The organism is Streptomyces sp. NPDC007095 (assembly GCF_040634475.1).
Classification (GTDB): domain Bacteria; phylum Actinomycetota; class Actinomycetes; order Streptomycetales; family Streptomycetaceae; genus Streptomyces.
The window spans coordinates 1-23,725 of record NZ_JBEYFS010000159.1 but is presented as its reverse complement, the minus strand read 5'-3'; the positions used below and the strand labels follow the sequence as shown (position 1 = coordinate 23,725).

The window sequence follows — 23,725 nt, the reverse complement described above, 5'->3', positions numbered from 1 at the left end:
CTGTTACAGCCCCGGGGACAGGCCCTGGGCCAGAACGCTCATACGTCCTAGAGTTGCCTCAAACGGACCCAGAACCTCCCGCGCCGACCGCCGGGTTACTCCCGCAGCCCGTGCGCGCGGTCGAGGACCAGCCCGGTCGGCGGCTCCTGGGGGAGCGGGCCGCCGACCGGGCCCGGTGGAACCGGCGACCGGGGCACCGGCCGCGGTCACCCGGTTCATCGTCCGCGGGTCACCCGATTCATCGTCCGCGGCCCGTGAGGTACGCCGACACGACCACGTTCGCGGTGTAGGTGCGGCTCACCCGGTCGAAGGTGCCGCCGCAGGTGACGAGCCGCAGCTCGGCCCGCCCCGACTCCCGTGGCCCATACGCCTGTCGGGCGTCGAAGTGGTCGCGCGGGAAGACCTGCACGTCGTCCACGGTGAACTCGGCGACCGTCCCGTCGTCGCGGACCACCCGGACCGTCTGCCCCGGCCGTACCGTGCTGAGTTTGTAGAAGACCGCAGGCCGGGTCTCGGTGTCGACGTGCCCCACGAACAGCGCGGTCCCGGCCGCCCCCGGCCGCACTCCGGCGGCGTACCAGCCGACCACGCCCGGCTGGTCGAAGGGCGGCGGATCGATCGCCCCCTGCCCGTCGAGCCCGCGGCCCACGACCGGCGCCTGCACCCCCATCGAGGGAATGTCGATACGCTGCGGCGCGGCGTCCGTCAGCGGCTTCAGCGCGGGCGGCAGCAGTACCTCGGGCGGTCGTCCGACCGCCGCGATGTCCCCCGTCGTCGGCGCCGATATCCCCAGCCGTACGTCGGTCAGCTCACGGCCCCACAGCCACAGCCCGAGCAGCAGTACCGCCCAGGCGACACCGGTCAGCAGCCGGCCGGCGCCGGAGGAACGCCCGTGTTCGGGCATGTCGTCGGACATGTCAGTCTCGGGTGTCGTGGCCCCGGCGCGCGCTGCGGACCGCGACCGCCACCGCGGCGGCGCTCGCGAGGACGAGGCCGATCACCGCGTGCTTGGTGCCGGGGCTCGACGAGCGGGCGTCCACGGAGGCGAAGTGCGCGGTGCCGCCGCCGCCCGCGTGCACGGGGGCGACGGGCGAGGCCGGGCCGGTCGGGACGGCGAGGGCGGACGTCAAGGCGTTCGGGACGGCGAGGGCGGACCTCAGGGAGGTCGGACCGCCCGGCGCGGCGACCGTGACCGTGCCGGTCACCCGGTCCTGGCGGCCGTCACAGCTGACCTTGACCGCGTAGGTACCGGCCGTGGCCGACGAACGGACGCGGGTGTCACCGACGAGCACCCCGCCCCGGCCGGTGAGCCGCGCGTCCGCGACGAACGCCGTAGAGACCGCGGTACCGGTCGTCCCCGTACAGCCCTGCGCCCGCAGCTGGATGTCGCTGCCGGGGGCCGGGGACGCGGGAGAGACGGAGACGCCGCCGTCGGCCGCGTACGCGGCGGGAGTGAACGCCGCCGCGAGCACCGCACCGGCACAGAGAGTGAGTCGCGCACAGAGAGCGAGTCGACATGAACCCATCGTGAACCTCCAGATACCTGGAGACTCCCCCGCCGGGCCCCTGGACGCATCCTCAAACGCCCCCGACTGCTCCGAACGGGTCTCGAATGGTTTGGCGCGCGCCGGTGGCCCTCGGTCCGGACGGCGTCATATCCGCTCGACGAGGTCCGCGATCGAGTCCACGATCCTGGAGGGCCGGAAGGGGTACTGCTCGATCTCCTCGCGGGTGGTCAGCCCGGTGAGGACGAGATAGGTCACCATGCCCGCCTCGAGGCCGGCCAGGACGTCCGTGTCCATCCGGTCGCCGATCATCGCGCTGGTCTCGGAGTGCGCCCCGATGGCGTTGAGCCCCGTCCGCATCATCAGCGGGTTCGGCTTGCCGGCGAAGTACGGCTGCTTGCCGGTCGCCTTGGTGATCAGCGCGGCCACCGCGCCGGTGGCGGGCAGCGGACCCTCGGCGGACGGGCCGGTCTCGTCGGGGTTGGTGGCGATGAACCGGGCGCCCCCCTTGATCAGCCGGACCGCCTTGGTCATGGCCTCGAAGGAGTACGTACGGGTCTCGCCGAGGACCACGTAGTCCGGCTCGTGGTCGGTCAGGACGTACCCGATGTCGTGCAGCGCCGTGGTCAGGCCCGCCTCACCGATGACGTACGCGGTGCCGCCGGGCCGCTGGTCGTCCAGGAACTTGGCGGTGGCGAGCGCGGAGGTCCAGATGTTCTCGACCGGCACGTCCAGGCCCATGCGCCGCAGCCTGGCGTGCAGGTCGCGAGCGGTGTAGATCGAGTTGTTGGTGAGCACCAGGAACGGCTTCCCGGACTCCCGCAGCTTCTTGACGAAGGCGTCCGCGCCGGGGATCGGCACACCCTCGTGGATGAGGACGCCGTCCATGTCGGTGAGCCACGACTCGATGGGCTTGCGTTCTGCCATGGTGCTGGTTCTCCTGCCGTCCTGGCGTACATACGCACACGATCCGGGGGCGCCGGAACGACGATGTGCCGACGCCCCCAGCCTAGTCAGGGTGGAGTGTCAGCTTCCCGTGGCCGTCTCCCAGTCCTCGACGTACGAGGTCGGGTTCTTGTCGCTGTCGGCCCAGTCCGGCTCGAAGAGCGCGACGCCGTCCATGAGCTTGCTCAGGGCGATGGCGTTAGCGTCGGTGGCCGGCGCCTGCGGGCAGGGGAAGCGGTCGAGCGAGATGAACGTACGGCCGGGCGTGCGCCCCTGCCGCCGTACGCCTTCGGTGTAGCTCGCGAGGGAGAGCGGCTGCTCCAGTTTCGGTCCCGCGACGACCGTGCCGCGCCCCTGCCGCCGCAGCTTCCCTTCGGGCAGCAGCTCCCGCAGGGCCTGCCGTACCGTCTCGCGGGCGACCTCGTACTCCTCGGCGAGATCGCGCTCGGTGGGGAGGGGTCCCCCTTAGCCCAACTCCTCGATCAGCACGGCGATGTGTGCCTTGACCGCGTAGTACTTCGGGATACGGCCGTGCTCCGGGATGCCGGAGCGGACGGGGGCGCCGGGCGATTGGTCGTTCGGGTAGTCCACGGGGGATGGTCGCAGATGCGGTACGGGCGGTGCGCCGGTGGGAGGGATCAGCGACGCCGGAACCGGGACCAGCGAGAGGCCGCCAGCAGCACGCCTCCGGCGGCGAGCAGGGCGACGCCCACCGCGAGCGCGGCTCCGCGCGGCCCGGTCATGGCCAGCTCGTCCGCGGACGAGGACCCGTCCCGTTCCTTTCCTGCGGCGTCACCGTCATGGTCACCGCCGTCGCGACCGCCGTCACCGCCGTCACCGGCGCCGGTGGGGCTGCCGGTGCCAGTGCCGGTGACACCACCGGCGCTACTACCGGTGCTACTGCCGGTGCCGGTGCCGCTGGCGTCGGGAGCCGCGCTCGTACCGCCGCCGCCTCCGCCGTCACCTCCGCCACCGCTGCCCCCGCCGTCCCCCGTGCCCCCTGTGCCCCCTGTGCCCCCTGTGCCCCCTGCGTCCACAACGTCGCCGTCGCTCGTCTTGCTCTCGTCGTCGATCCGGAAGCGGTACGCGTTCGACTCCCCCACCCAGTCCCCGTCGTTGTTGTGGCGCTGCACCACGGCCGCGTTGGCGACGACGTCGTTCGGCACCGCGGCGTCGGAGGTCACGGAGAGCCGGACCTTCACGGTGAGCGTGCGGCCGGGTCCGACGGTGAACCCCGGGAACCCGTCGTCGAACGCCCCGACGTTCTCGTCCTGGTCGCTCTTCTCGAACTCGACGGGATGCGTGCGCTCCCCCTCGTAGAACTCCAGCCGCGCCTGATCCGGCCGCAGCACCCGCTTGCTGTCCACGAGTACGACGATCGGGTGGATGTTGCCGCAGGTGTGCGCGGTGGTGTTGGTCAGGTCGATGTACCAGGTCCGGAAGTCTCCGCCGACGTCATAGGCGTCCGGACCGCCGTGGATCCGGGTCTTGATCGGGAAGGCCCGGGTGTCGGGCGCGGCACAGGTGGGGCGGGGGCTCGCGCTGGGCCCGAGAGGCGTGAGCGCCTGTGCGGCGGGCAGCGGTGCGAGCCCGAGGCCCAGGGCGGGGGCAACAGCGGTCAGGGCTAAGGGGCTGGTCTTGCGCAGTCGCATGAGGGGCCTTTGCCGATCAAGGGCGGCGGGAGGGGGTCGGGAGGGGGATCGGGAGCGTCGGGCAGTGAGGGCGACGGCGTACAGGGCAACGGCCCCGTGACCGTCCCACACCGGTCGGCGCCCACCGCCCCGCCACGCCAGCGACACACCCCGCCCGGCCCCCGAAGTCCCCCCGAACAGCCGAGCCCCCGGCCCCGGAGGTCGCCCCGAACAGCCGAGCCGCTCAGCCCTCCCCGCGCCCGAACAACGGCGCCAGCAGCAACTGCGCCGCGCCCTCCGCGACCCCACGCGCCCCACCGGGCGCCACCCGCACCGGAACCGCCCCGTCGTCCACACCCTCCAGCCGAGCCCGTTCCTCAAGAACGGCACCGACGCCCCGTACGAAGGCCTCCTGATGCGCCGCGACGGTACGCCCGCCGAGCAGCACGAGGTCGATGTCCAACAGCCCCACCAGATTCGCGGCGCCCACCCCGAGCACCCGCGCCGCCTCACCCACGGCACCGCGGTCCACCGCGGCGAGGCACAGAGCCTCGATGCAGCCACGGTTGCCGCAGCCGCACTGCGGCCCGTCCAGCTGAATGACCTGATGCCCGAACTCCCCCGCCCCGGTACGCGCCCCCCGGTGCACGCCCCCGCCGATCACGAGCCCCGCCCCGAGTCCCGTACCGAGATGCAGATAGGCGAAGGATTCGAGAGGGCTGGAGGGGCCGGTAGAGCCGACGGAGCCGGGAGAGTCGGCAGAGCCGGCGCAGACACCCCCCGACGCCCCGGCTCCACTCCCACTCCCACTCCCACTCCCCACCACCGCGATCCCCAACGCGGCCGCGTTCGTGTCCTTGTCCACCACCACGGGCACCCCGAGCCGCCCCGCCAGCGCATCCCGCAGCGGGAACCCGTCCCACTCGGGAAACCCGGTGACCCGATGCAGCACACCCCGGGCATGGTCGAGCGGCCCCGGCAGGGCGACGCCCACGCCCAGTACGGACACCCCCGCTCCCGCGAGCAGCGCCTCGACCTCCGCCGCCGCCGACTCGACGACCGCCTCCGCCCCGGCCCCCAGATCGAGCGGAACCCGCCGCTCGGCGACCACCGCGCCGGTGAGGTCGCACAGCACGACCGTCACCTCGTCGCGGTCCAGGTGGAGCCCGACCGCGTGCCCGGCCTCGGGCACGAGCCGCAGCACGGTTCGCGGCTTGCCGCCGGTCGACGCGCGGCGCCCCGCCTCCGCGGCCAGCCCGTCCGCCCGCAGCCGAGCGGTGATCTTGCTGACGGCCTGCGGGGTCAGCCCGGTGCGTTCGGCGAGTTCGAGCCGGCTGATGCCGCCCTCCCCGGCCGTGCGCAGCAGATCGAGCACGAGCGCGGCATTGTGGCTGCGCAGGGCGAGCAGATTCACTCCGGACTCGGCGTTGGTCCTGTTCACGTACGCCATTGTCCCCCGCGCTTGCACTTTGGCAACAGCGTTGCGAAAGTGGACTTCATGACTGGTACTCCTCCCCTCCGCGTGGCCCTCGTCGGTTACGGCCTCGCGGGCTCCGTCTTCCACGCCCCGCTGATCGCCACGACCGAGGGCCTGGCCCTGGACACGATCGTCACCTCGAACCCGGAGCGGCAGGAGCAGGCCCGCGCCGAGTTCGGCGACGGAGTCTCGTTCGCCGCCACGCCGGAAGAGCTCTGGGCGCGCGCCGACGAGCTGGACCTGATCGTCCTCGCCTCCCCGAACAAGACCCACGTCCCGCTCGCGACCGCAGCCCTCAAGGCGGGCCTGCCGGTCGTCGTCGACAAGCCCCTCGCGGGTACGGCGGCGGAGGCCCGCGAGCTGGCCGCGCTGGCGGACGAGCGCGGCCTGCTCCTCTCCGTCTTCCAGAACCGCCGCTGGGACAACGACTTCCTGACCCTCCGCAAGCTGCTCGACGAGGGCGAGCTGGGCGACGTATGGCGCTTCGAGTCCCGTTTCGAGCGGTGGCGCCCGCAGCCCAAGGGTGGCTGGCGCGAGTCCGGCGACCCGGCAGAGATCGGAGGTCTCCTCTACGACCTCGGCAGCCACGTCGTCGACCAGGCTCTCGTCCTCTTCGGCCCCGCGGCCTCGGTGTACGCCGAGACGGACGTCCGCCGCCCCGGCGCGCAGACCGACGACGACACCTTCATCGCGATCACGCACACGAACGGCGTCCGCTCCCACCTCTACGTCTCCGCGACGACCGCCCAACTCGGCCCGCGCCTGCGCGTACTGGGCTCGCGGGCGGGTTACGTGAAGTACGGCCTCGACCCGCAGGAGGCGGACCTGCGCGAGGGCAGGCGTCCCGGCGCGACCGCCGAGTGGGGTGCCGAGCCCGAGTCCCTGTGGGGCCGCGTCGGCTCCGGCGAGTCCCCGCTCACGGGCGGCGGCCGCCCCGAGCCCACGCTCCCCGGCGCGTACCCCGCGTACTACGCGGCCATCGCCGCCGCTCTCCGCGACGGCGCCCCGAACCCGGTCACCGCGCAGGAGGCCGCGGCCGCCCTCGACGTCCTGGAGGCGGCCCGCCGCTCCGCCACCGAGGGCACGGCGGTGTCCCTGTGAGCACCGAGGACACCGTGCGGCCGCTCGCGGAACAGATCACGGAACTGGAGTCCCAGGAGCGGCAACTGGTACTCCCCCACTTCACGTACGACGACGCGTGGACCCTGGGCACTCTGCTCGTGAGCATGGCCCGCGAGGCCGCCGCTCCGGTCGCCATCGACATCCGCCGCGGCGGCCAGCAGCTCTTCCACGCGGCCCTGCCCGGTTCGACCCCGGACAACGACGCCTGGATCGACCGCAAGCGCCGCGTCGTCGAGCGCTACGGCTGCTCCTCGCTCCTCGTCGGCACCCGCTTCCGCGCCAAGGGCACCACCTTCGAGGCCTCCTCCCGCCTCGACCCCGACACCTACGCGGCCCACGGCGGCGCGTTCCCCCTCACGGTCGAGGGCGCGGGCGTCATCGGCACGGTGGTCGTCTCGGGCCTCCCCCAACTGGAAGACCACGCCATGGTCGTCAAGGCGCTCCAACAGTTCCTGGAAAGCTAGGCCCCACACCCGCGCCCCTGTCTTTTCAGGGGCGCGGGGAACTGCGCGTTCTTTTGGGACGCGGGGAACTGCGCGTTCATTCACGGGCGCGGGGAACTGCGCCGCCTTGAAAACGAGGGTGACGTCACGTCTTCACGGGCACGGGGAACTGCGCCGCCTTGGAAGCGAGGGTGACGTCACGTCTTCACGGGCACGGGAAACTGCGCGACCAGCCACAACGAAACGGCACCCGACAACGCACCCCAAACCCACCCGCACCCCCCGTCAAACCCAACGGAGTGCCTACGCGGGTTTGAACTCCTGGCGCTGCCTGCCCAACCCCCCGATCTCCAACTCCACCACATCCCCGGCCCGCAGATACGGCTTCGGCTCCGGCTGCCCCAAGGCAACCCCCGCCGGCGTCCCCGTATTGATGACGTCCCCGGGATAGAGCGTCATGAACTGACTGACGTACCGGACCACTTCCGCCACCGAAAAGATCTGCTCGGCCGTGGTCCCGTCCTGCTTCAGCTCACCGTTCACCCACAGCTTCAGCGAAAGGTCCTGCGGGTCGGAAACCTCGTCCGCCGTCACCAGCCACGGCCCCAGCGGATTGAACGTCTCGCAGTTCTTCCCCTTGTCCCACGTCCCCCCGCGCTCGATCTGGAACTCCCGCTCGGAGACGTCGTGCGCCACCGCGTACCCGGCGACACGCGCGAGCGCCTCCTCGTGCGACTCCAGATAGCGGGCGGTACGCCCGATGACGACCGCGAGTTCGACCTCCCAGTCGGTCTTGACCGACCCGCGCGGCACGAGCACGGTGTCGTCCGGCCCGACCACCGTGTCCGCCGCCTTGAAGAAGATCACCGGCTCGGCAGGCGGCTCGGCCCCGGTCTCGCGAGCGTGATCGTGGTAGTTGAGCCCAATGCAGACGATCTTGCCGATCCGGGCGAGCGGCGGCCCGACGCGCAGCCCGTCCGCGTCCAGCACGGGCAGTTCCCCCGACTCCGCGGCCGCACGGACCCGCCCGAGCGCCGCGTCGTCGGCGAGCAGCGCCCCGTCGATGTCCGGCACGACACCCGACAGATCCCGGAGAATCCCTTCGGCATCGAGCAGCGCGGGCCGCTCCGATCCCGCCGTACCGACTCGCAGCAGCTTCATGATCACAATCTCCCTCGATCGCGGGCAGCCACCGATGGGTGCAGCCATCGGAGGACTGGTCGATCCTCCAAGCTGCACGTCCACTCCGCAATACCCCGTTCACGGACTGGACCGCCACCACGCCCTCAGGGATACAGGACCACTCGCTCCACGGCACTCCAGGCCGTACTGGTCACCACGTACAACGCGGCGGCCAACGGCACCACCGCCACGGTGATCAGCGTGAAGAAGGACAGGAACGGCGCAAACGCGCTCACCGCACCCAGGCCGGGCACTTCCGCCCCGCCGGCCGCGGGCGCCGAGGCGGCCATCGTCCGCTTCGTACGCCGGTAGTTGAAGGTAGCCACCGCGCCGACCACCACGAACAGACCGAGGTAGACGAGCCCGGCGGCACCGAACACTCCACCGCCCCCGAGCGCGTCGACCCACCGGTCGCCGAGCGGCGCGGCGAACAGCTGGTGGCCCAGCAGCTCATTCGCCTCACCGCCGACGGTGGAGCTGGAGAACAGGTGGTACAGGAGAAAGAAGGCCGGCAGCTGAAGAAGCCCGGGCAGAATCCCGGACAGCGGCGACACCTTCTCCTTCTCGTGCAGTTCCAGCACCGCCTTCCGCAACCTCTCGGGATCCTTCCGATGCTTCTTGCGCAGCTCGGCGATCCTCGGCTGCAACGCGGCACGCGCCCGCTGTCCACGCGCCGCCGCCCGGGACAGGGGATGCACGAGCAGTCGTACGAGCGCGGTGAACAGGACGATCGCGGCGGCGGCCGCGGAAGCGTGGAACAGCGGTTCGAGCAGATCGGCGAGCCGCTCGACCAGTCCGGCGAAGGCGGACATGGGTGTGGGCGTGAAAGCTGACGTGGAGGCGGACATGGAAGCGGACATGAAGGCGGACATGGGTGAGCGCTCCGGGGGTCTCGTCGTGCCGGAATGAGAAGTGACGCGTCGGCATGACGACCCGCGCGGGGTACGCAGACAGGGGTGGCCAGTCAGGGGTTGTACGACTGGCGAGTTCCTGTTGTGATCCCTACGCGGCGGCCGTCAGGAGGGCCCGCCCGGGCGCTCGGGGACGCGGACGCCCCGAGGCGTCGGGATCACGTTGAGGCAGGAACGCCGTACGGCGCTCACGGTCGCGGATCGCCGTACGAACCCGTGTACGCGGGACGGCGGACGCGCGGCGCGAGCCGACGAGGGCGCAGACGGCGAGCGCGGCCCCGGCCGCGGCGGTCGCGGTGAACGCGACGACGACGGCTGCCGGAAGGCTGCCGGCGTCCAGCACGGCGAGTTCGAGGAGCAGCACGAGCAGAAGGGCGACAGGGCGTACGTTCAGGAGGGCGACAGGGCGTTCGTTCGCCGAGCTCCGGACCACGGACCACCCCTCCTCTCGCCCTCTCGTACGCGGGCTCACGTCCCCCGTACCCGCTTCCGCGTGACCGGTGTCGGTTATGCGTGACCGGTGTCGATCGGCTCCAGCAACCGCTTCGGCTTGAGCAGCGCCCGGCTGACCGGATCCGCCGGGTCCGGATCGAGTCCGGGTCCCGGCACCATTTCGACGTCCGAAACGGGTACGACGGTTCCACACGCGGCACATTCGCCGTACGGGCCGAGCTCCGTACCGCAGGTCGCGTGCCGGAATCGACTTGCTCCTTGGGCTGAAGCCCGAGGATTCTGGCCTTCTCGTCCGTTGCTGTGCCGCTAGGCGGCACGGGGTTCGGGGGAGAATCCGTGGCTTCCTGCTTCGTCGCGCTGTGCCGGGACGAGTCCTGGTCTTACCTGCGCTCCACAGGCTGCGACCGCCAGTTTGGCGGCCGTCTTCACGTTCTTCGCGGCATTGTGGTCCCGGTCATGGACCGTGCCGCACGCGGGGCAGGCCCACTCCCTGATGTTCAGGGGTTTGGGACCGTCCTTGATGCCGCAGGTGGAACAGGTCTGGGAGGTCGGCTCGAACCTGCCGATCTTCACCAGGGTGCGCCCGTACCTGACCGCCTTGTACTCCAGCATGTGCACGAACTGTGCCCAGCCCGCGTCATGCACGCTCTTGGCCAGCCTGGTGCGCGCCAGTCCCCTGACCGCCAAATCCTCCACACCGATCGCTTGGTTCTCGCGGATCAGCTTCGTGGAGAACTGGTGGTGGAACTCGCGGCGCGCGTCGGCCACCTTCGCGTGGGCGCGGGCGACCTTCAGGCGGGCCTTCTCCCGGTTCTTGGATCCCTTCTGCTTACGGGACAGGTCTCGCTGGGCCTTCTTCAGCTTCTTCTCCGCACGGCGCAGAAACCGCGGGGAGTTGATCACACGGCCGTCCGAGAGGACCGCGAAATGCGTCAGGCCCAGGTCGATACCGACCGCCTGGTCGCTGTCGGGTATCCGGTGGGCGTCGGCGGCCGGGTCCGTGCCGATGACGAAGGACGCGAAGTACCGTCCGGCCGCGTCCTTGATCACGGTGACGGAGGAGGGGGCAGTGGGCAGGGCCCTGGACCACTTCACCTTCACCGCACCGATCTTCGGCAGGTTCAGCCGCCTGCTACCGGTGATCGACCAGCGGGCATTGGCGGTGAACCGGATCGACTGCCGGTTGTCCTTGCGGAACTTGAACCGGGGCGCACCCACCCGCGTGCCCTTACGGGCCCCTTTGAGGGAGGCGAAGAAGTTACGGTAAGCGGCCTCGGCGTCGCGCAGAGCCTGCTGGAGCACCACGACGGAGACCTCTCCCAGCCAGCACCGCTCCACCGTCTGCCTAGCCCTGGTGATCAGTTTCTTGGACAGCTCACCGGCCGTAGGGAACGCGGTGTTCACGGATGCTCATCTGACGCGGGCGCGAGCGTGCTGGCCCTTCGGGACCGGGTCCGACGTCTCCCGGGCGGGACCGTTCCTTCGGCAGGTCCGTTCCCCGGGCGGACCGGTGACCGTGGTCACCGCGGGCGCATGGAGGTCAACTTTCCCCACACCACGAGCCGATACCGGGAGGTGTACTCGGGCGTGCAGGTGGTGAGGGTGATGTAGTACCCCGGCGCGCTGTACCCGTAGGCGGGCCGAACGGTACTGCGCGGCACTTCCCGAATGACCCCTCCGTCATTCGCGGAGGTCTGCGCAAGCGTCTTGTCGACGACGTAGACGTAGCGCCCTGCCGCCGTCTCGACATCGATCTCGTCCCCCCACCGCAGCCGGTTGATGTACCGGAACGGCTCCCCATGAGTGTTCCGATGCCCCGCGAGCGCGAAGTTCCCGGCCTGTCCGGCCTGCTGGGTGTGCGGGTAGTGCCCGACGTACCCCTTGTTGAGGACATCCCGCTTGCTGACCCCCTCCGCGACGGGCACACGAAGACCGAGCCGGGGAATGGAGAGAACGGCGTACGCCTGGGACGACCTGGGCGTTCCCTGAGCCCGCCCACTCCCGGTGGACGCCCCGGAGCCGCCCCCACCCGACGCCCCGGAGCCACCACCGGAGGACGCACCACCACCGGCCGGGGCACCCGAACCACTCCCCGCACCCGACAGCCCCGCACCCTGCCTCTCCCCCTTCCCCTCCCCGCTCCCCCACCCCTTCTCCAACGCCTGCACCTTCCTCTCCGCGCCCTCCCTGGCCTGCCGATTGGTCCACCAGAGCTGGTGCACGACGAGAAGCAGGAGAAGAAGGCCGACGGTGACGAGAACCTCGCCCCCGCCCCACACCACCCGCCGGTACGCGGCCCGCCGCCGCCGAGTGCCGTGATCCACGACGCCGGGAGCCCCGAGGCCGCGCCGCACGATGCCGGGAGCCCACATACCGATGCCTCGCCTCCTTGACCGCCCCGCCTCCCCGACCGGGCCCGCAAGATAAGGGCTGCGCCCCGAACTCACCAGCCCCATGACCGCCCGACCCGTTCTGCGGCCCCCAAGGGCAACGAAGAGATGCCGCCCTCTGGCCTGCAGGTATCTCTCCCTCGTACGGCATCGGCAGTACGGTGTCCCCCATGCGCCCCGACACGTCTGCCGAGCACGTCGACCACAACGCCGAAGCAGCGCGCCTGGAGCGGACCGCAGGCCTCTACCCCGAGGACGCCGAACACCTGCTCGTGCAGGCCGCGGCCCACCTCGAACTGGCCGGCGACCGCCCCGGAGCCACCGCGCTCTACGACCGCCTGCTGGCGTCCTCGACGCCCCTGGAGCACCCCCATCTGGTCCGCGCCCTCAAGGCGTCGAACCTGTGGGAGTACGGCCACGAGGCCGAGGCCCGGGCGATCATCGACGGCATCCGCGCCGCGTCGCCCCGGGACCCGGCCCCCTGGGTGATCGTGGCCGAGGCCCTGGAGTCCCACGACGAGCTGGAAGCGGCGCAGGAGACGTTCACCCAGGCCGCGCAGCTCCTCCTCACGGAGACGTCGGAGCCCCCGTACTCCACCCACCCGCTCCTCTTCGGCCGCCACCGAGTCCGCCGCATGCTGGGCGCGGCGCACGACAACTGGGACACCCTGGCCGACACCCTCCACTCGTCCCCAGTCTCCCTGGACGAACTCCACGACCCGAAACGCGTCTGGTCCCTCGGCTCGGACAACCCCGCCGAACTCCAGGCGGAAATCTCCCGTCTGAGGGCGGAGCTGGGCACGTTCAGGGAGGCACTGTCCCGCCCGTTCCCGGTGGCGATCCTCCACTGGCCGACCACCGAACTGACCGAACTCCTGACGGCGTACCCCACCCTCTCCTCGGAGTACCCGTCCCACGGGGAACACCTCGCGACCATAGAGGCCTCGCTACGGGAACTGGCGACTTCCGGCACCCCGAACCTCGGCATCGTGACGGGCACGGTCCCGTCGTACGAGGCTTTCGCCGCGTCGGAGGCCTCGTCCCCGTCGGACGCGACGCTGCTGCCGCAGTACGCGACGACGCTGGCGGCCAGGGGTCTGGCGGTGGCTTGGCCGCCGCAGCGGGGGGTCGAGTGCTGGTGCGGGTCGGAGCGGGTTTATGGGGAGTGCCACGGAACCACCGCCGAGTAACGAAACGTCCCGTCGTTGTCAGAGCTACTCCTGCCCTGACAACGACACCACCCGGATCAGGCTGCCCTCAGCAACACCGACCTGCTACGACAGGCCGAAGGCGGCAGCCTTTCACCCCCGCTCAAATCACAGCGCCTCATGGCGCAAACCTGATTCATGACACTCCCAGCCCCACAAGTTCAGCCGCTTGTGTCAACGATGGGGGAGTCGGACCGGCTCTTGTCGATGGCGCTGAAACTGATCGGGGGGCGTCCAGCCGCTGCGGTGGAGGCGGGTGCCACCAGGGAGAAGACCATGGCGACCTTCCCCGGATCCACCTCTCCGTTCCGCACGACAGTCGAAGGATCATCCTCGATGACTGGGTAGAGGAGTATCGCTCCGCGTCGGTCTCGGGAGAACCGTTCCGTCACAGGGTCCGAAGTCGGTGGTGTGGCGCGGGCTATGCGTCGGGCCGTTGCGCGGTGCTTGCGGTCGCTGATGTAGCCGAAGATCTGGACACGACGGCGCTCGCGCTTCGAGAGAGCCAGAGGAACTGATCCGCGCACACTCGCTGATACGCCGCGGCCGGTCGCGTAGTGGGGGGTGATCAATAGCCAGTCGTCGATCAGGTGCGAGCTCTTGGCGATCTCGCGGAGGAAGCGCAGGTGAGGGAGGAAGGGGGCGGCGTTCCACCAGCGAAGTTTCTCCAGCACCCCCATGAGCTCAGCATGAGAGACCGATGCTGTGAGTGCGGTGAGGTGGTAGTCCTTACCGTAGGCCTCGTCGTGGGTGGTGAAGGTATCGGGAGTCGTTGAGAGGCGCTCGAGAAGAGGAAGCCACTGTTCGGTGTTGTGGGCCAGATCAACATGGCTGAGCGGGTGGGCAGTCGGCTCGATGATCTGCCCCGGACCGGCTATCTCTTCGACCTGGGCGTTATACATCTTCGTGCGACTGCTGGGCTTGAGCCAGGGCAGGTGCTGGGACACCAGCGGAGGGATCTCACGGGGAGTGACCAGCGGCTTGCCATCGACGAGTTCGGCGTACTGGGCGAGCTGATCGCGGAAGGTTTCCTCGTCGAGGCAGATGGCCTCGAATGCCTCGTAGAGGTCGACCGTGGACTTGCTTGCCTTGGTGAGTTTCTCCGCGCGGCTGATGTAGAGGCGGACCAGGTCCTGGTAGCCGGGGCGGAAGCCGAACCAGCGCCCCATTTGCATGAGGGTGTCGGCCTGCTGGGTCGTGCGGCGGTAATAGGTGACCGTCAGGCCTTCGACGGTGAAGCCGCGGGAGAGTTTGGTGCCGCCGACGAGGATCTTCCAGACGTGGGGCTGGCGGTCGAAGTCGAGGTCGAGCTGGTCGAAATACTTGTCGCTGTCACCGTTCACGATGACGACCGGATTGCCCCCCTTGCGGATACGGCTGCAGGCCTGGCTAATGTACGGGCGGAGTTCGTCGTACGAGGCGGGAGCCGGTAGGTCGGCGGCGCGGGCCTGGGAGACCGGGCGGATGTCGCGCCGGAAGAGGTCGGCTAGGCGGTCGTGGCCGGTGGAGTTGGTGACGTAGCCGGCCTGGTGCCACATGGTGTTGAGGCGCAAGGCGAGTTCGGCGTGGTCGTCTTTGCGGACCGACTCGTGGACCAGCATGGTGTGGTGCCGGTATGGGCCGTCACCGACGCCGCGGGCCGCGCGGTAGAGCTTCATCGCGCCGGTGAGGACGAAGCTGTCCATGGCCTCTTGCATGGACTTGTCGTCGATCTCATCCGGGGAGTAGATGCCGCGGACGTGGGACTTGGCGCGAGAGTTGGCGTACGTACGCTCGTCGTACGGGATGAGGGAGTCCAGGTCGTGGAAGTCCTGGACGCCCATGTAGCCCTCGGGGCGGGGGAGCGAGATCAGGAAATCCCTGGGGAAGATGTCTTCGCTGTCGCTCGGGTCGATGAAGACATTCGCGAATGGGGTCGCGGTGTAGCCGACGTACTGGGAGCGCGGGAGCAACGTCAGCAGCTGGGCGATGCGAGAGTTGATCGCGGTGCGCTTGGGACGGTCTGATTCCCATTTCTTCGGGTCGGTGGTGTTGACGGACGCCTGGTCGGACTCGTCGTCGATGATCAGGGCAGGGAGTTCGCCGAGCAGGCCCTGGATCTGCTTGAGGTCCTTAATGAGTTTGTCGAGGACTGACTTATTCTTCTTGACGACCATAACGCGGGCGTCCGCGTGGTGGAGGTTGCGCGGGTCGTACAGCGGCAGGCCGCGCTCGCGCTTCTCGAACTCGATGCCGCGGATGCCCTGGAGGAGGCTCTGGTAGTCCCGGTCGCGGGTGGTGAGACGCTCGATATCGAAGGCGCTCAGGGCGGAGGGGCGTCCGCCGTGGGAGACAAACTGCGGCCACTCCTCGTCGTCACCGATGTAGTCGATGCCGACCAGCGAGTCGAGATCCTCGGGGTCGGCACCGCGCAAGATGTTCTCCTGGCCGATCAGCTCCATGTCGAGGCGGCGCTGGGTCTGCTTGCGCAGGAGGTTCAAGGTGCCGCCGAGAATGATGACCAAGCGGTAGCCGGAGTCGATGGCCTTGGCGGTGACACCGGTGAAGTTCGCGGTCTTGCCGGACTGGACATAGCCGACGACCAGGCCGCGTGCCTGGCGGCGGGAAACTTGCTCGGGGTCGGTGAGGCGCTCGACGACCGCGCGGCTGGCTTCGTCGAGGCCGGCGATCGCCCCGCTGCTCCAGCCCTTGGCGCGCAGTCGCTTCTCGTACGCAGGCCAGTAGAAGGCCCGCGCTTCGGCGCGTTCCCTGGTGTACCAGGGGGTGAACTCCGCGGTGATGGTGGTGTGGCCGGGCTTCTTGGAGACCACGACGGCGTTGGTCAGGGCCTTGCGTACGCCGTTTTCGAAGCCGAGGTGGCCGTATATCTCCGCGCGGCGTTCGTCGGTTCGGGGAGGTGCGGTGGCCCAGGCGGCCCGCTCTTCGAAGTCCCAGGAGGTGAGCTTGCGCTCCCACAGGACGGTCAGGGCATCCGACTCATCCGTCAGGCGCTGGCTGAAGGTGTCGTCCGCGAGGTCAGCGCAGGGAAAGTCCTCCGCCTCGGTCTCCGCCCGCTTCGCGAAGGGTTTGGGACCGCGGGTCATTCCGCCGAGGACAGCGGTGTGGATTTCCAGCAGTGCGTCGGTCACAGGATGCTGTCCTTCAGTGGGTGAAGCGTTCGCGCTGGGCGCTTACGGCAGCGAGCAGGATGGCGTTCCAGTAGTCGATCTGGTCGCTGCGCTTCTTCTCCCAGCGGGTGAAGCCGAACAGCTCCTCCAGCATGAGATAGAGCAGGGTCTTGGCGACCGGGGCGTCATTGGAGCCGCCGCGCTGGCCCATGTTGAAGGTGTCGCGGTGGCTCTTGTTGAGCTGGATGACACGCTTCTCACGGTCGAGGTCGAAGAAGCGGTCTTCCGGGAGTGCGACCCAGGCGATGTCGATCGGGTCCTCGCCGGGCTTCTCCGGCAGTTCTTCCTGGATGACGCGCTTGACCTTCGGGGAGAGGCCCTTGCCGGGCGGGATGACCGCCTTGCGCTTGACCTCGGCGCGGGAGGATCCCTCGCGGTATACGGCCTCTGCGTTTTCGAGATACGTACGGAAGGTACGGCCGTGAACGTCCACGGCCTTCTCAACTCCTCGCGCAAAGGCCTGAGTTGCGTTGATCCCCTCCTTCTTCACGGTGAGGCTGAAGACTTGATTGGGGTGAGAGGGGAGATCAACTGCGATACGGGCGAGATTGAGATGCCCCTCGGCCGCGCCCCGCTGGCCGTTCCAGCCGCCGGCCTGGACCAGGCGGTCATTGCGGTAGAAGTAGAAGCCCTGACGCTCGGCGAGCGGGCCGATGAGCTTGTACTCGGCGCGCGGCGACTTGGGGGGCCAGATATGGGCGGTCAACTCCATATCGCCGACGCCCTCAACCGGTGCGGTGAAGGTACAGGGATAGCCCGCCTTGCCCGGAACCTTGTAATTGAATGGGTCGAGAGGCTCGACCTCGATGCTATCGAGCAGTTCACGGGTGCGCACGTTCTCCACAGCGATATCGATCCGCACATCCCCGCGGTCCAGGAAGCGGTGCAGGTAGAGGCCGAGGTGCGTTTCCAGCTTCTGGATTGCCTCGGAGAGGAAGCGGTCGGTCTGGCTGACCTCCACGGTCTCGAAGGTCCTGACCCGGTCCCAGCGCACGACTGTGCCCTGCCATTCGATGATCCCGTCGTAGCGGTCGAGGAGGGTCTGGGCGTAGTCCGGGGTGACGGTGTCACAGCGGTAGCCGTCCGCGAGGGAGGTGGAGGTCAGCTGGCGTCCAGCGGCGCGGCTGGTCTTGGTCCTACTGACGACGGTGAGGGCATCGGCGTGCGAGAGCGACGCAGCTTTGAGGCCGGTTCCGTACATGCCGAGGGCGTGGCTGCCGTACTCGCGGCGACGGCCGACGGTCATGGCGGCGTCGAGGCCCGGGTCGTTCATGCCCCAGCCGTTATCGACGATGAGCAGGCTGAGTAGCCGGTCATCGTCGCGGAGGAAGTGCACGACGACTTGACTGGCGTCCGCATCAAGGGAGTTGTCAATGAGGTCAGCGACGGCGACCTCGAAGCCGTACCCCTGGTTCCGGAGAGCTTCGGCGTAACCGGAGTCAGGCGGGAGCCGCTTGCTTCCGCTGGTGGGGACGTCGTACTGCCAGTCGGCACCCGGCTCATAAGGCATGAATCTCACATGGATTATCAGGGCCGCGCGGGGCTGGGCGGACCGTGTGAGCCCAGGAGGTGGCCAGGAGGCTAGAGATAAGCATGACGGTACTTCAACGCGCCTGGCCTGGGTAGATGGTCCTGAACAGTGGGGCATAGTTCCCTAATCTCTGCTGGCGGGGCTCAGAGGGGATCGGCCCCTCTGCACCCGCTGTCAGCAGCCTCTGTTACACATGACACAGCTGTCTGAGCGATCAAGGGAGCCAGCGTGTCCGAGCCGACGGATCTGTCACAACCTGTCGCAGGCTTGTACGAGCAGCTCATCACGCTGCGCTTTGAGCAGCAGCTCAGGGAGCTTGATGGCCAAGGCTGGCGCCCGATCAGCGACGCTGTGGGTGACGAATCCGTTCCTCACGTGCTGGCACGCCATGTCGCAGGGACGGTGAAGCGCGTACTGCAAGGTCTGCCGACCGAGGAGCGGGTATACGCCGCGAATCACATCCTTGAGTCCATCAGCACCCTCGACGGAGCACGGGAGTGGGTGGACCTCGTGGCCGCAGGCCCTCGCCAACTCCTCGCCCTGACAAGACAAGAGGCGCCCGGCGTCTTCGCTGTCCGTCCAGCCACCCCGCTGTCCGATACGGCTCTGATCACCAACTCCCCGGACGATCCAAGCCTCGGCTTTGAGCTTCGTGCAGAGCTCGCCACAGCCGACCGCGTGGACTTGCTCTGTGCCTTCGTTAAATGGCACGGGCTACGCATCATCGAGCAGTCACTCAGAGCGGCTCACGAACGAAGCGTTCCCATACGTGTCATTACGACGACCTACATCGGGGCGACCGAGCGACGGGCGCTGGACAGACTTGTGAGGGAGTTCAACGCCGAAGTCAAGGTCAACTACGAAACGCGGACAACACGTCTCCACGCCAAGGCATGGCTCTTCCGTCGCAACAGTGGATACGACACTGCCTATGTTGGTAGCTCCAACCTATCCAAGGCCGCATTGCTCGACGGCTTGGAGTGGAACGTCCGGCTGTCGTCCATCGCCACGCCTGACGTACTGCGGAAGTTCGATGCGACCTTCGACGCCTACTGGAACGACCCGTCATTCGAGACGTACGACCCCGACACTGACGGCACCAGACTCCAGGAGGCGTTGGCCATTGCGGGCGGCACATCATCCATCGCAGCCGCGGACCGCAGGATCACTCTGTCCGGCCTGGAGGTACGCCCGTACCCGCACCAGCGCGACATGCTGGAGCGGCTGGACGTGGAGCGGGAGGTACACGACCGGCATCGGAATCTCCTAGTTGCCGCAACGGGGACCGGCAAGACGGTAATGGCGGCGCTCGACTACAAGAACCTGTGCAAGAAATACGGCCGGGATCTGCGCCTGCTTTTCGTCGCCCACCGCAAGGAAATTCTGCAACAGTCGATGCGGACTTACCAAGACGTCTTGGTGGACGCGAACTTCGGCGAGCCACTCCACAGTGGGGAGATCCCGGGGCGCTGGACCCACGTCTTTGCCAGCGTTCAGTCGCTTAACGCTAGGGCACTGGATCAGCTCGACGCCGGCCACTTCGACGTGATCGTAATCGATGAATTCCACCACGGCACATCACCGACGTACCGAAAGATTGTTGATCACTTTCGGCCGATGGAGCTACTGGGGCTGACCGCGACGCCCGAGCGCATGGACGGTAGGAACATCCAGGACGAGTTCTTCGGCGGGCGCATCGCTGCCGAGATGCGCCTGTGGGAGGCCCTGGAGAACGAGCTCCTCAGCCCTTTCCACTACTTCGGAATCAGCGACAACACCGACTTGAGTGCGGTGGAGTGGAAGCGCGGCGCCTATGACGACGCCGCCCTGAGCAACGTCCTGACCGGCAATGACGCGCGGGCGCGACTCATCGTGAAGGCTGTAGAGGAGAAGCTCGTCGAGCCTGGCGCCATGCGAGCGCTGGGCTTCTGCGTCTCGGTCGCGCATGCCCACTTCATGGCCGAGTACTTCCGCTCCGCAGGTCTGAACGCCCTAGCGCTCTCCGGCGAGACTCCGGCCGAACAACGTAGGCAAGCCCTCGCTGACCTCAAGTCCGGCGCCCTGCAAGTGATCTTCTCCGTGGACCTCTTCAATGAGGGACTCGACATCCCCGACGTAGACACCCTGCTCCTCTTGCGCCCTACCTCCAGTGCAACCCTGTTCCTCCAACAACTCGGCCGAGGTCTTCGCCGGAGCGAGAACAAAGCAGTGCTCACAGTGCTCGACTTCATCGGACAGCACCGCAAGGAGTTCCGCTTCGAGAACCAGTTCCGGGCTCTGACGAACCTCACCCGCAAACGGCTCCTGGACAACATCGAGCATGACTTCCCGCAACTCCCCTCCGGTTGCCAGATCATCCTTGAGGAGAAGGCCAAGAAGGCCGTCATCGACAACATCAAGGATCAGATCGGCGTCAACGTCACCGTTCTAGCCCGTGAAGTGGCGGCCTACGCTGAGCCTCGGCTGAGCGCCTATCTGTATGAGAGCGGCCGCGAGCTGAAGGAGCTGTATCGCGGCAATGGCAACTCCTGGACGGGACTGCTCCGGCGTGCCGGACTCCTCAAGGGCGAGCCTCCAGAGGGCGAAGCGGCTCTGCTTAAGCGCGTGCCTGCCTTCCTCCACGTTGACGACCCTCTGCGCGTCGATGCGTACACCCGCATGTTGGAGGATGACGCCCCTTCGTACGGCGAACTCGACGAGCGGGGACAGGCCTACGCTCGGATGCTCTTCTTCCAGCTCTGGCCTCTCGGAGGCGTCACCCGCAAAGGATTCGAGGATTACGACACTGGCTTCGCAACGCTCCGAGACCAGAACGCCGTACGCAGCGAGCTTCGCCAGGTGCTTGAGTACAACCTCGCCCATACCGAGCACGTCCCGATCCCACTCCTTGGCATCGGCGGCCAAACTGGTCTCCCGTTGACGATCCACGCCTCCTACAGCAGAGAGGAGATCCTCCCCGCACTCGGCCAGTCCTATATCGGCGGCTTCATGCCGGGCGATTTCCGCGAGGGCGTGAAGTGGTGTGAGTCCGCGAAGACCGATGCCCTGATGATCACTCTGGACAAGGACGACAAGGACTTCTCTCCCCAGACCCGCTACCACGACTACGCGCTGAGCGAGACCCTCTTCCACTGGGAGTCCCAGAACCAGACCTCGGCCACATCCGCCACGGGCCTGCGCTACCAACACCACAAAGCCGAAGGCAGCCACGTCCTACTGTTCGTCCGCCGCTACAGGAGCACCGACATCGGCGGAGCCCAACCGTGGATGCTGCTTGGCCCGGCTGAGTACGTCGAGCACAAGGGGAGCAAGCCGATGGCGATTGCATGGAAGTTGGCGCACGACATCCCGGCGGACGTGTGGACGTACTCCGCCATTGCCGCTGGTTGATCCTCACTCCTCACATCCTGTCTACTCCGCCTCCGACTCGAAGCGCATCTGGGCTCGATCGAGGGCTTCATCGGCATCAAGGCCATGCACGCGAAGCCAGTGGAGGAGGTCGGCGATGACGTCAATCGCCGCCTCCTGCGCTACGGCCACGCTCAGCGGGCTTGGACCCTGAGGGCCAGGTGTCTTCGCTGCGCCGTAGAAGCCGAGCATCGATCCTGTTCTTGCCACACGCGCACCCCCGCTGTGACCATTGGGCGAGGTCAGTCCGGTGGACAGCTCGCACCAGGTGACCTTTCGGTCGGGGTGGAGTTGGATACCCCAGCGGTCGGCGATGGCATCGACGAGAGCCATGCCCCGCCCGCCTTCGGAGTCGGCTCCCGCCTGGATGAGGGTTGGCAGGGCACGGGTGTCAGGGTCCTGGACCTCGATGCGCAAGTAGGTGCCGTTCATGGAGACAGCGAGCGTGGTCGGGGTGCCGGCGCCCACGTGCGTGATGACATTGGAAACCAGCTCGGTGACACACAGTTGAGCTGCCTCAGCGATCTCGTGCAGGCCCCAGAGTCCAAGGTGAAGCCGCATGATGCGACGCAGAGCCGACACCTCCCTCGGTTCCGCTACGAACGGGATGTCCCACGGCTTCCTCGACACACAGCCCGCGCAGCCCATGTCTCAAGTCCTCTCCTCGCACGCCGAGTTGCGCTTTGCAATCGACACAACACTGAGAGTTGCATTGGAACTCTCAAAATGGAACTCTCATCTCGTGATTGAGGAGAGGGACCAGGAGCACAGCCACGCTTCGCGCGCCCCGGCGCACGCCGTCTTGCTGGCACGCTCGGGCAGGCAGCACGATCTGGGAGATCAATACGAAAGGTGTGGGATATGCCAGTCGGGCCCACCACTCGCAGACGCCAGCTTGGCGCCGATCTGCGCCGTCTCCGTGAACACAAGGGCTTGACCCTGGAAGAGGCGGGCGCACGCGTAGGCATCTCTAAGGCGACGCTTAGCCGCTACGAGACCAAGGAAGGATCAGTGAAGTGGCCTGCTGTTGACGCTCTGTGCCGCGAGTACGGCACGTCCGACGAAGAGCGCCTCGCACTCGTCGAAGTCGCGAAGGGCGCCAAAATCCAAGGCTGGTGGAGGTCGCTCGCCGATCCCATCCCCGAGTCCATGAATCTCATGCTCACGCTTGAAGACGAGGTAGTGCGCGAAGACCACTACGCGTGCATGTACATCCCCGGCCTCCTCCAGACCCGCGCTTACGCCGAGGCAGTACACCGCGCCTCGGAGATGCAGTGTTCAGAGAGGGAGGTGCAGCACATGGTCGACATCCGCATGAAGCGACAAGAACTCCTTCAGCGTGATGAACCTCCGCACATTTGGTGCGTGATCGACGAGGCCGCGCTTCGTCGCAGTGTCGGCGGACGCAAGGTCATACACGAGCAGCTTCAGCATCTTCTGACTATGTCGGAGCTGCCCCACGTCACTGCGCAGGTGCTCCCCTTCTCAACAGGCGCTCACGCCGCTGCAGTCGGCAGCTTCGTCGTCTTGCGCGGCCCCTCGCCCGAGTTGGACGTGGTGTACGTAGACATCCTCGGCGGCGGGCTCTTCATGGAGAAGCCGCAGGAACTGGGGCGCTATAGGTTGGCGTTCGAGTACCTGAGCGCTCAGGCACTCGATCTCGACTCATCCGCAGCGCTCGTCCACCGCATAAGCAAGGAGTCCTGATGCCCGGACCGCTGACGCCCCACTGGTTCAAGTCGTCCTACAGCGGCGGTAGCGGCACCGAATGCGTCGAGTGCGCGTACACGAACGAGCTCACCCTCGTCCGCGACTCCAAGGATCGAACCGGACCGATAGTCACCGTCCGAACCCAGGCTTGGCAGCTCTTCATACGCCACCTAAGCCAACAAGTTCAGGGCAGCTAACGATTGGCAGCCTTGGGCCACCGCTACGCGACTGCGACTAGCTCCCCCCAGCACCTTCGAAGGCCCGAATCTGCCAGCCACGGAAGGTTCGCGGATTTCTTCAGGAAGGCGGGGTGAGGTCAATGGGTTGGTGCAACATCCCAGGTAGAACGGTTGCTGGAGGTGTTGCTGGGTGGCGAGGATCGGGCGTCCGGGGTTGTCGGACGAGCAGAAGCGTGAAGTGTGGCGGCGATGGCGTGACGGGCAGTCGCTGAGCGAGATCGGGCGTGCGCTGGGCAACGTGCCTGGGGCAATCCACGGAGTGGTCGCGGCGAACGGCGGTTTCGTCCCGGCGGCCAGGACCCGAACGGCCGGAGTGCTGTCGCTGGCGGAGCGGGAGGAGATCTCCCGGGGTCTGGCCGCCGGCGACTCCTTCCGGGCGATCGCGGGACGGGTGGGGCGGGCA

At 68.0% G+C, this 23,725-nt stretch carries 20 protein-coding genes and 2 pseudogenes; 7 read left to right on the top strand and 15 right to left on the bottom strand.

Annotation, left to right across the window (positions count from 1 at the left end):
* Positions 1 to 238: 238 nt before the first annotated feature.
* From ABZ656_RS39550 to ABZ656_RS39525, 6 genes and pseudogenes are all read right to left on the bottom strand, one after another.
* A complete protein-coding gene (locus tag ABZ656_RS39550) occupies positions 239 to 904 on the bottom strand; it encodes a class F sortase (RefSeq protein ID WP_101408098.1) in 666 nt (221 codons plus the stop codon).
* Positions 905 to 917: 13 nt separating this feature from the next.
* A complete protein-coding gene (locus ABZ656_RS39545; protein ID WP_101404973.1) occupies positions 918 to 1,526 on the bottom strand; it encodes a hypothetical protein in 609 nt (202 codons plus the stop codon).
* Between the two features lie 126 nt (positions 1,527 to 1,652).
* On the bottom strand, positions 1,653 to 2,432 hold the full coding sequence (locus ABZ656_RS39540) for an HAD-IIA family hydrolase (protein WP_075029148.1): 780 nt from the start codon (positions 2,430 to 2,432) through the stop codon (positions 1,653 to 1,655).
* 240 nt (positions 2,433 to 2,672) lie between these two features.
* Positions 2,673 to 3,041 (bottom strand): annotated as a pseudogene (locus ABZ656_RS39535) (GntR family transcriptional regulator); the annotation flags it as partial.
* A 47-nt stretch (positions 3,042 to 3,088) separates the two neighbouring features.
* Positions 3,089 to 4,102 (bottom strand): hypothetical protein, encoded by a 1,014-nt coding sequence (locus ABZ656_RS39530; RefSeq protein ID WP_360274872.1) that lies wholly within the window; start codon positions 4,100 to 4,102, stop codon positions 3,089 to 3,091.
* A 223-nt stretch (positions 4,103 to 4,325) separates the two neighbouring features.
* On the bottom strand, positions 4,326 to 5,531 hold the full coding sequence (locus tag ABZ656_RS39525) for an ROK family transcriptional regulator (RefSeq protein ID WP_360274869.1): 1,206 nt from the start codon (positions 5,529 to 5,531) through the stop codon (positions 4,326 to 4,328).
* A 48-nt stretch (positions 5,532 to 5,579) separates the two neighbouring features.
* Between ABZ656_RS39525 and ABZ656_RS39520 the strand changes: the two genes are divergently transcribed.
* Entirely contained in the window at positions 5,580 to 6,659 is a 1,080-nt protein-coding gene (locus ABZ656_RS39520; protein WP_360274866.1) for a Gfo/Idh/MocA family oxidoreductase, read from the top strand.
* On the top strand, positions 6,656 to 7,144 hold the full coding sequence (locus ABZ656_RS39515; protein WP_360274863.1) for a heme-degrading domain-containing protein: 489 nt from the start codon (positions 6,656 to 6,658) through the stop codon (positions 7,142 to 7,144). The genes ABZ656_RS39520 and ABZ656_RS39515 overlap by 4 nt, the downstream gene beginning before the upstream one ends.
* Positions 7,145 to 7,426: 282 nt before the next feature.
* Here ABZ656_RS39515 and ABZ656_RS39510 read toward each other — a convergent pair whose 3' ends face one another.
* The 6 genes and pseudogenes from ABZ656_RS39510 to ABZ656_RS39485 form a co-directional block, all read right to left on the bottom strand.
* Entirely contained in the window at positions 7,427 to 8,284 is an 858-nt protein-coding gene (locus ABZ656_RS39510) for a fumarylacetoacetate hydrolase family protein (protein WP_060898963.1), read from the bottom strand.
* A 125-nt stretch (positions 8,285 to 8,409) separates the two neighbouring features.
* Positions 8,410 to 9,117, bottom strand: a complete 708-nt coding sequence (gene yidC, locus ABZ656_RS39505) for a membrane protein insertase YidC (RefSeq protein ID WP_360274860.1) — start codon at positions 9,115 to 9,117, stop codon at positions 8,410 to 8,412.
* Positions 9,118 to 9,307: 190 nt separating this feature from the next.
* Positions 9,308 to 9,649, bottom strand: a complete 342-nt coding sequence (locus tag ABZ656_RS39500) for a DUF6412 domain-containing protein (protein WP_360274857.1) — start codon at positions 9,647 to 9,649, stop codon at positions 9,308 to 9,310.
* Positions 9,650 to 9,723: 74 nt separating this feature from the next.
* Positions 9,724 to 9,915, bottom strand: a pseudogene (locus ABZ656_RS39495) (transcriptional regulator); the annotation flags it as partial.
* Between the two features lie 60 nt (positions 9,916 to 9,975).
* On the bottom strand, positions 9,976 to 11,073 hold the full coding sequence (locus ABZ656_RS39490; RefSeq protein ID WP_360274854.1) for an RNA-guided endonuclease TnpB family protein: 1,098 nt from the start codon (positions 11,071 to 11,073) through the stop codon (positions 9,976 to 9,978).
* 116 nt (positions 11,074 to 11,189) lie between these two features.
* Entirely contained in the window at positions 11,190 to 12,041 is an 852-nt protein-coding gene (locus tag ABZ656_RS39485; RefSeq protein ID WP_360274851.1) for a class E sortase, read from the bottom strand.
* A gap of 188 nt (positions 12,042 to 12,229) precedes the next feature.
* On the opposite strand from ABZ656_RS39485, the gene ABZ656_RS39480 reads away from it, so the two are divergent.
* Positions 12,230 to 13,249 (top strand): SEC-C metal-binding domain-containing protein, encoded by a 1,020-nt coding sequence (locus ABZ656_RS39480; RefSeq protein WP_360274848.1) that lies wholly within the window; start codon positions 12,230 to 12,232, stop codon positions 13,247 to 13,249.
* A 179-nt stretch (positions 13,250 to 13,428) separates the two neighbouring features.
* On the opposite strand, the gene ABZ656_RS39475 is transcribed toward ABZ656_RS39480, so the two are convergent.
* Both ABZ656_RS39475 and ABZ656_RS39470 read right to left on the bottom strand, forming a co-directional pair.
* Positions 13,429 to 16,395 (bottom strand): Z1 domain-containing protein, encoded by a 2,967-nt coding sequence (locus ABZ656_RS39475; protein ID WP_360274845.1) that lies wholly within the window; start codon positions 16,393 to 16,395, stop codon positions 13,429 to 13,431.
* A 13-nt stretch (positions 16,396 to 16,408) separates the two neighbouring features.
* Entirely contained in the window at positions 16,409 to 17,944 is a 1,536-nt protein-coding gene (locus ABZ656_RS39470) for an ATP-binding protein (RefSeq protein WP_360274842.1), read from the bottom strand.
* A 249-nt stretch (positions 17,945 to 18,193) separates the two neighbouring features.
* Between ABZ656_RS39470 and ABZ656_RS39465 the strand changes: the two genes are divergently transcribed.
* The gene (locus tag ABZ656_RS39465; protein WP_360274839.1) at positions 18,194 to 21,355 is read left to right on the top strand and encodes a DUF3427 domain-containing protein; all 3,162 of its coding nucleotides are present in this window, start codon (positions 18,194 to 18,196) and stop codon (positions 21,353 to 21,355) included.
* A 21-nt stretch (positions 21,356 to 21,376) separates the two neighbouring features.
* On the opposite strand, the gene ABZ656_RS39460 is transcribed toward ABZ656_RS39465, so the two are convergent.
* Positions 21,377 to 22,021, bottom strand: a complete 645-nt coding sequence (locus ABZ656_RS39460) for an ATP-binding protein (RefSeq protein ID WP_360274836.1) — start codon at positions 22,019 to 22,021, stop codon at positions 21,377 to 21,379.
* A 213-nt stretch (positions 22,022 to 22,234) separates the two neighbouring features.
* Here ABZ656_RS39460 and ABZ656_RS39455 point away from each other — a divergent pair, with 213 nt between their 5' ends.
* The 3 genes from ABZ656_RS39455 to ABZ656_RS39445 form a co-directional block, all read left to right on the top strand.
* Positions 22,235 to 23,080, top strand: a complete 846-nt coding sequence (locus ABZ656_RS39455; protein ID WP_360274833.1) for a helix-turn-helix transcriptional regulator — start codon at positions 22,235 to 22,237, stop codon at positions 23,078 to 23,080.
* A complete protein-coding gene (locus ABZ656_RS39450; RefSeq protein ID WP_360274830.1) occupies positions 23,080 to 23,280 on the top strand; it encodes a DUF397 domain-containing protein in 201 nt (66 codons plus the stop codon). Before ABZ656_RS39455 ends, ABZ656_RS39450 begins: the two co-directional genes overlap by 1 nt.
* Before the next feature lie 172 nt (positions 23,281 to 23,452).
* Positions 23,453 to 23,725 (top strand): helix-turn-helix domain-containing protein (locus tag ABZ656_RS39445; protein WP_360274827.1); only part of this gene is annotated, 273 nt, incomplete at its 3' end.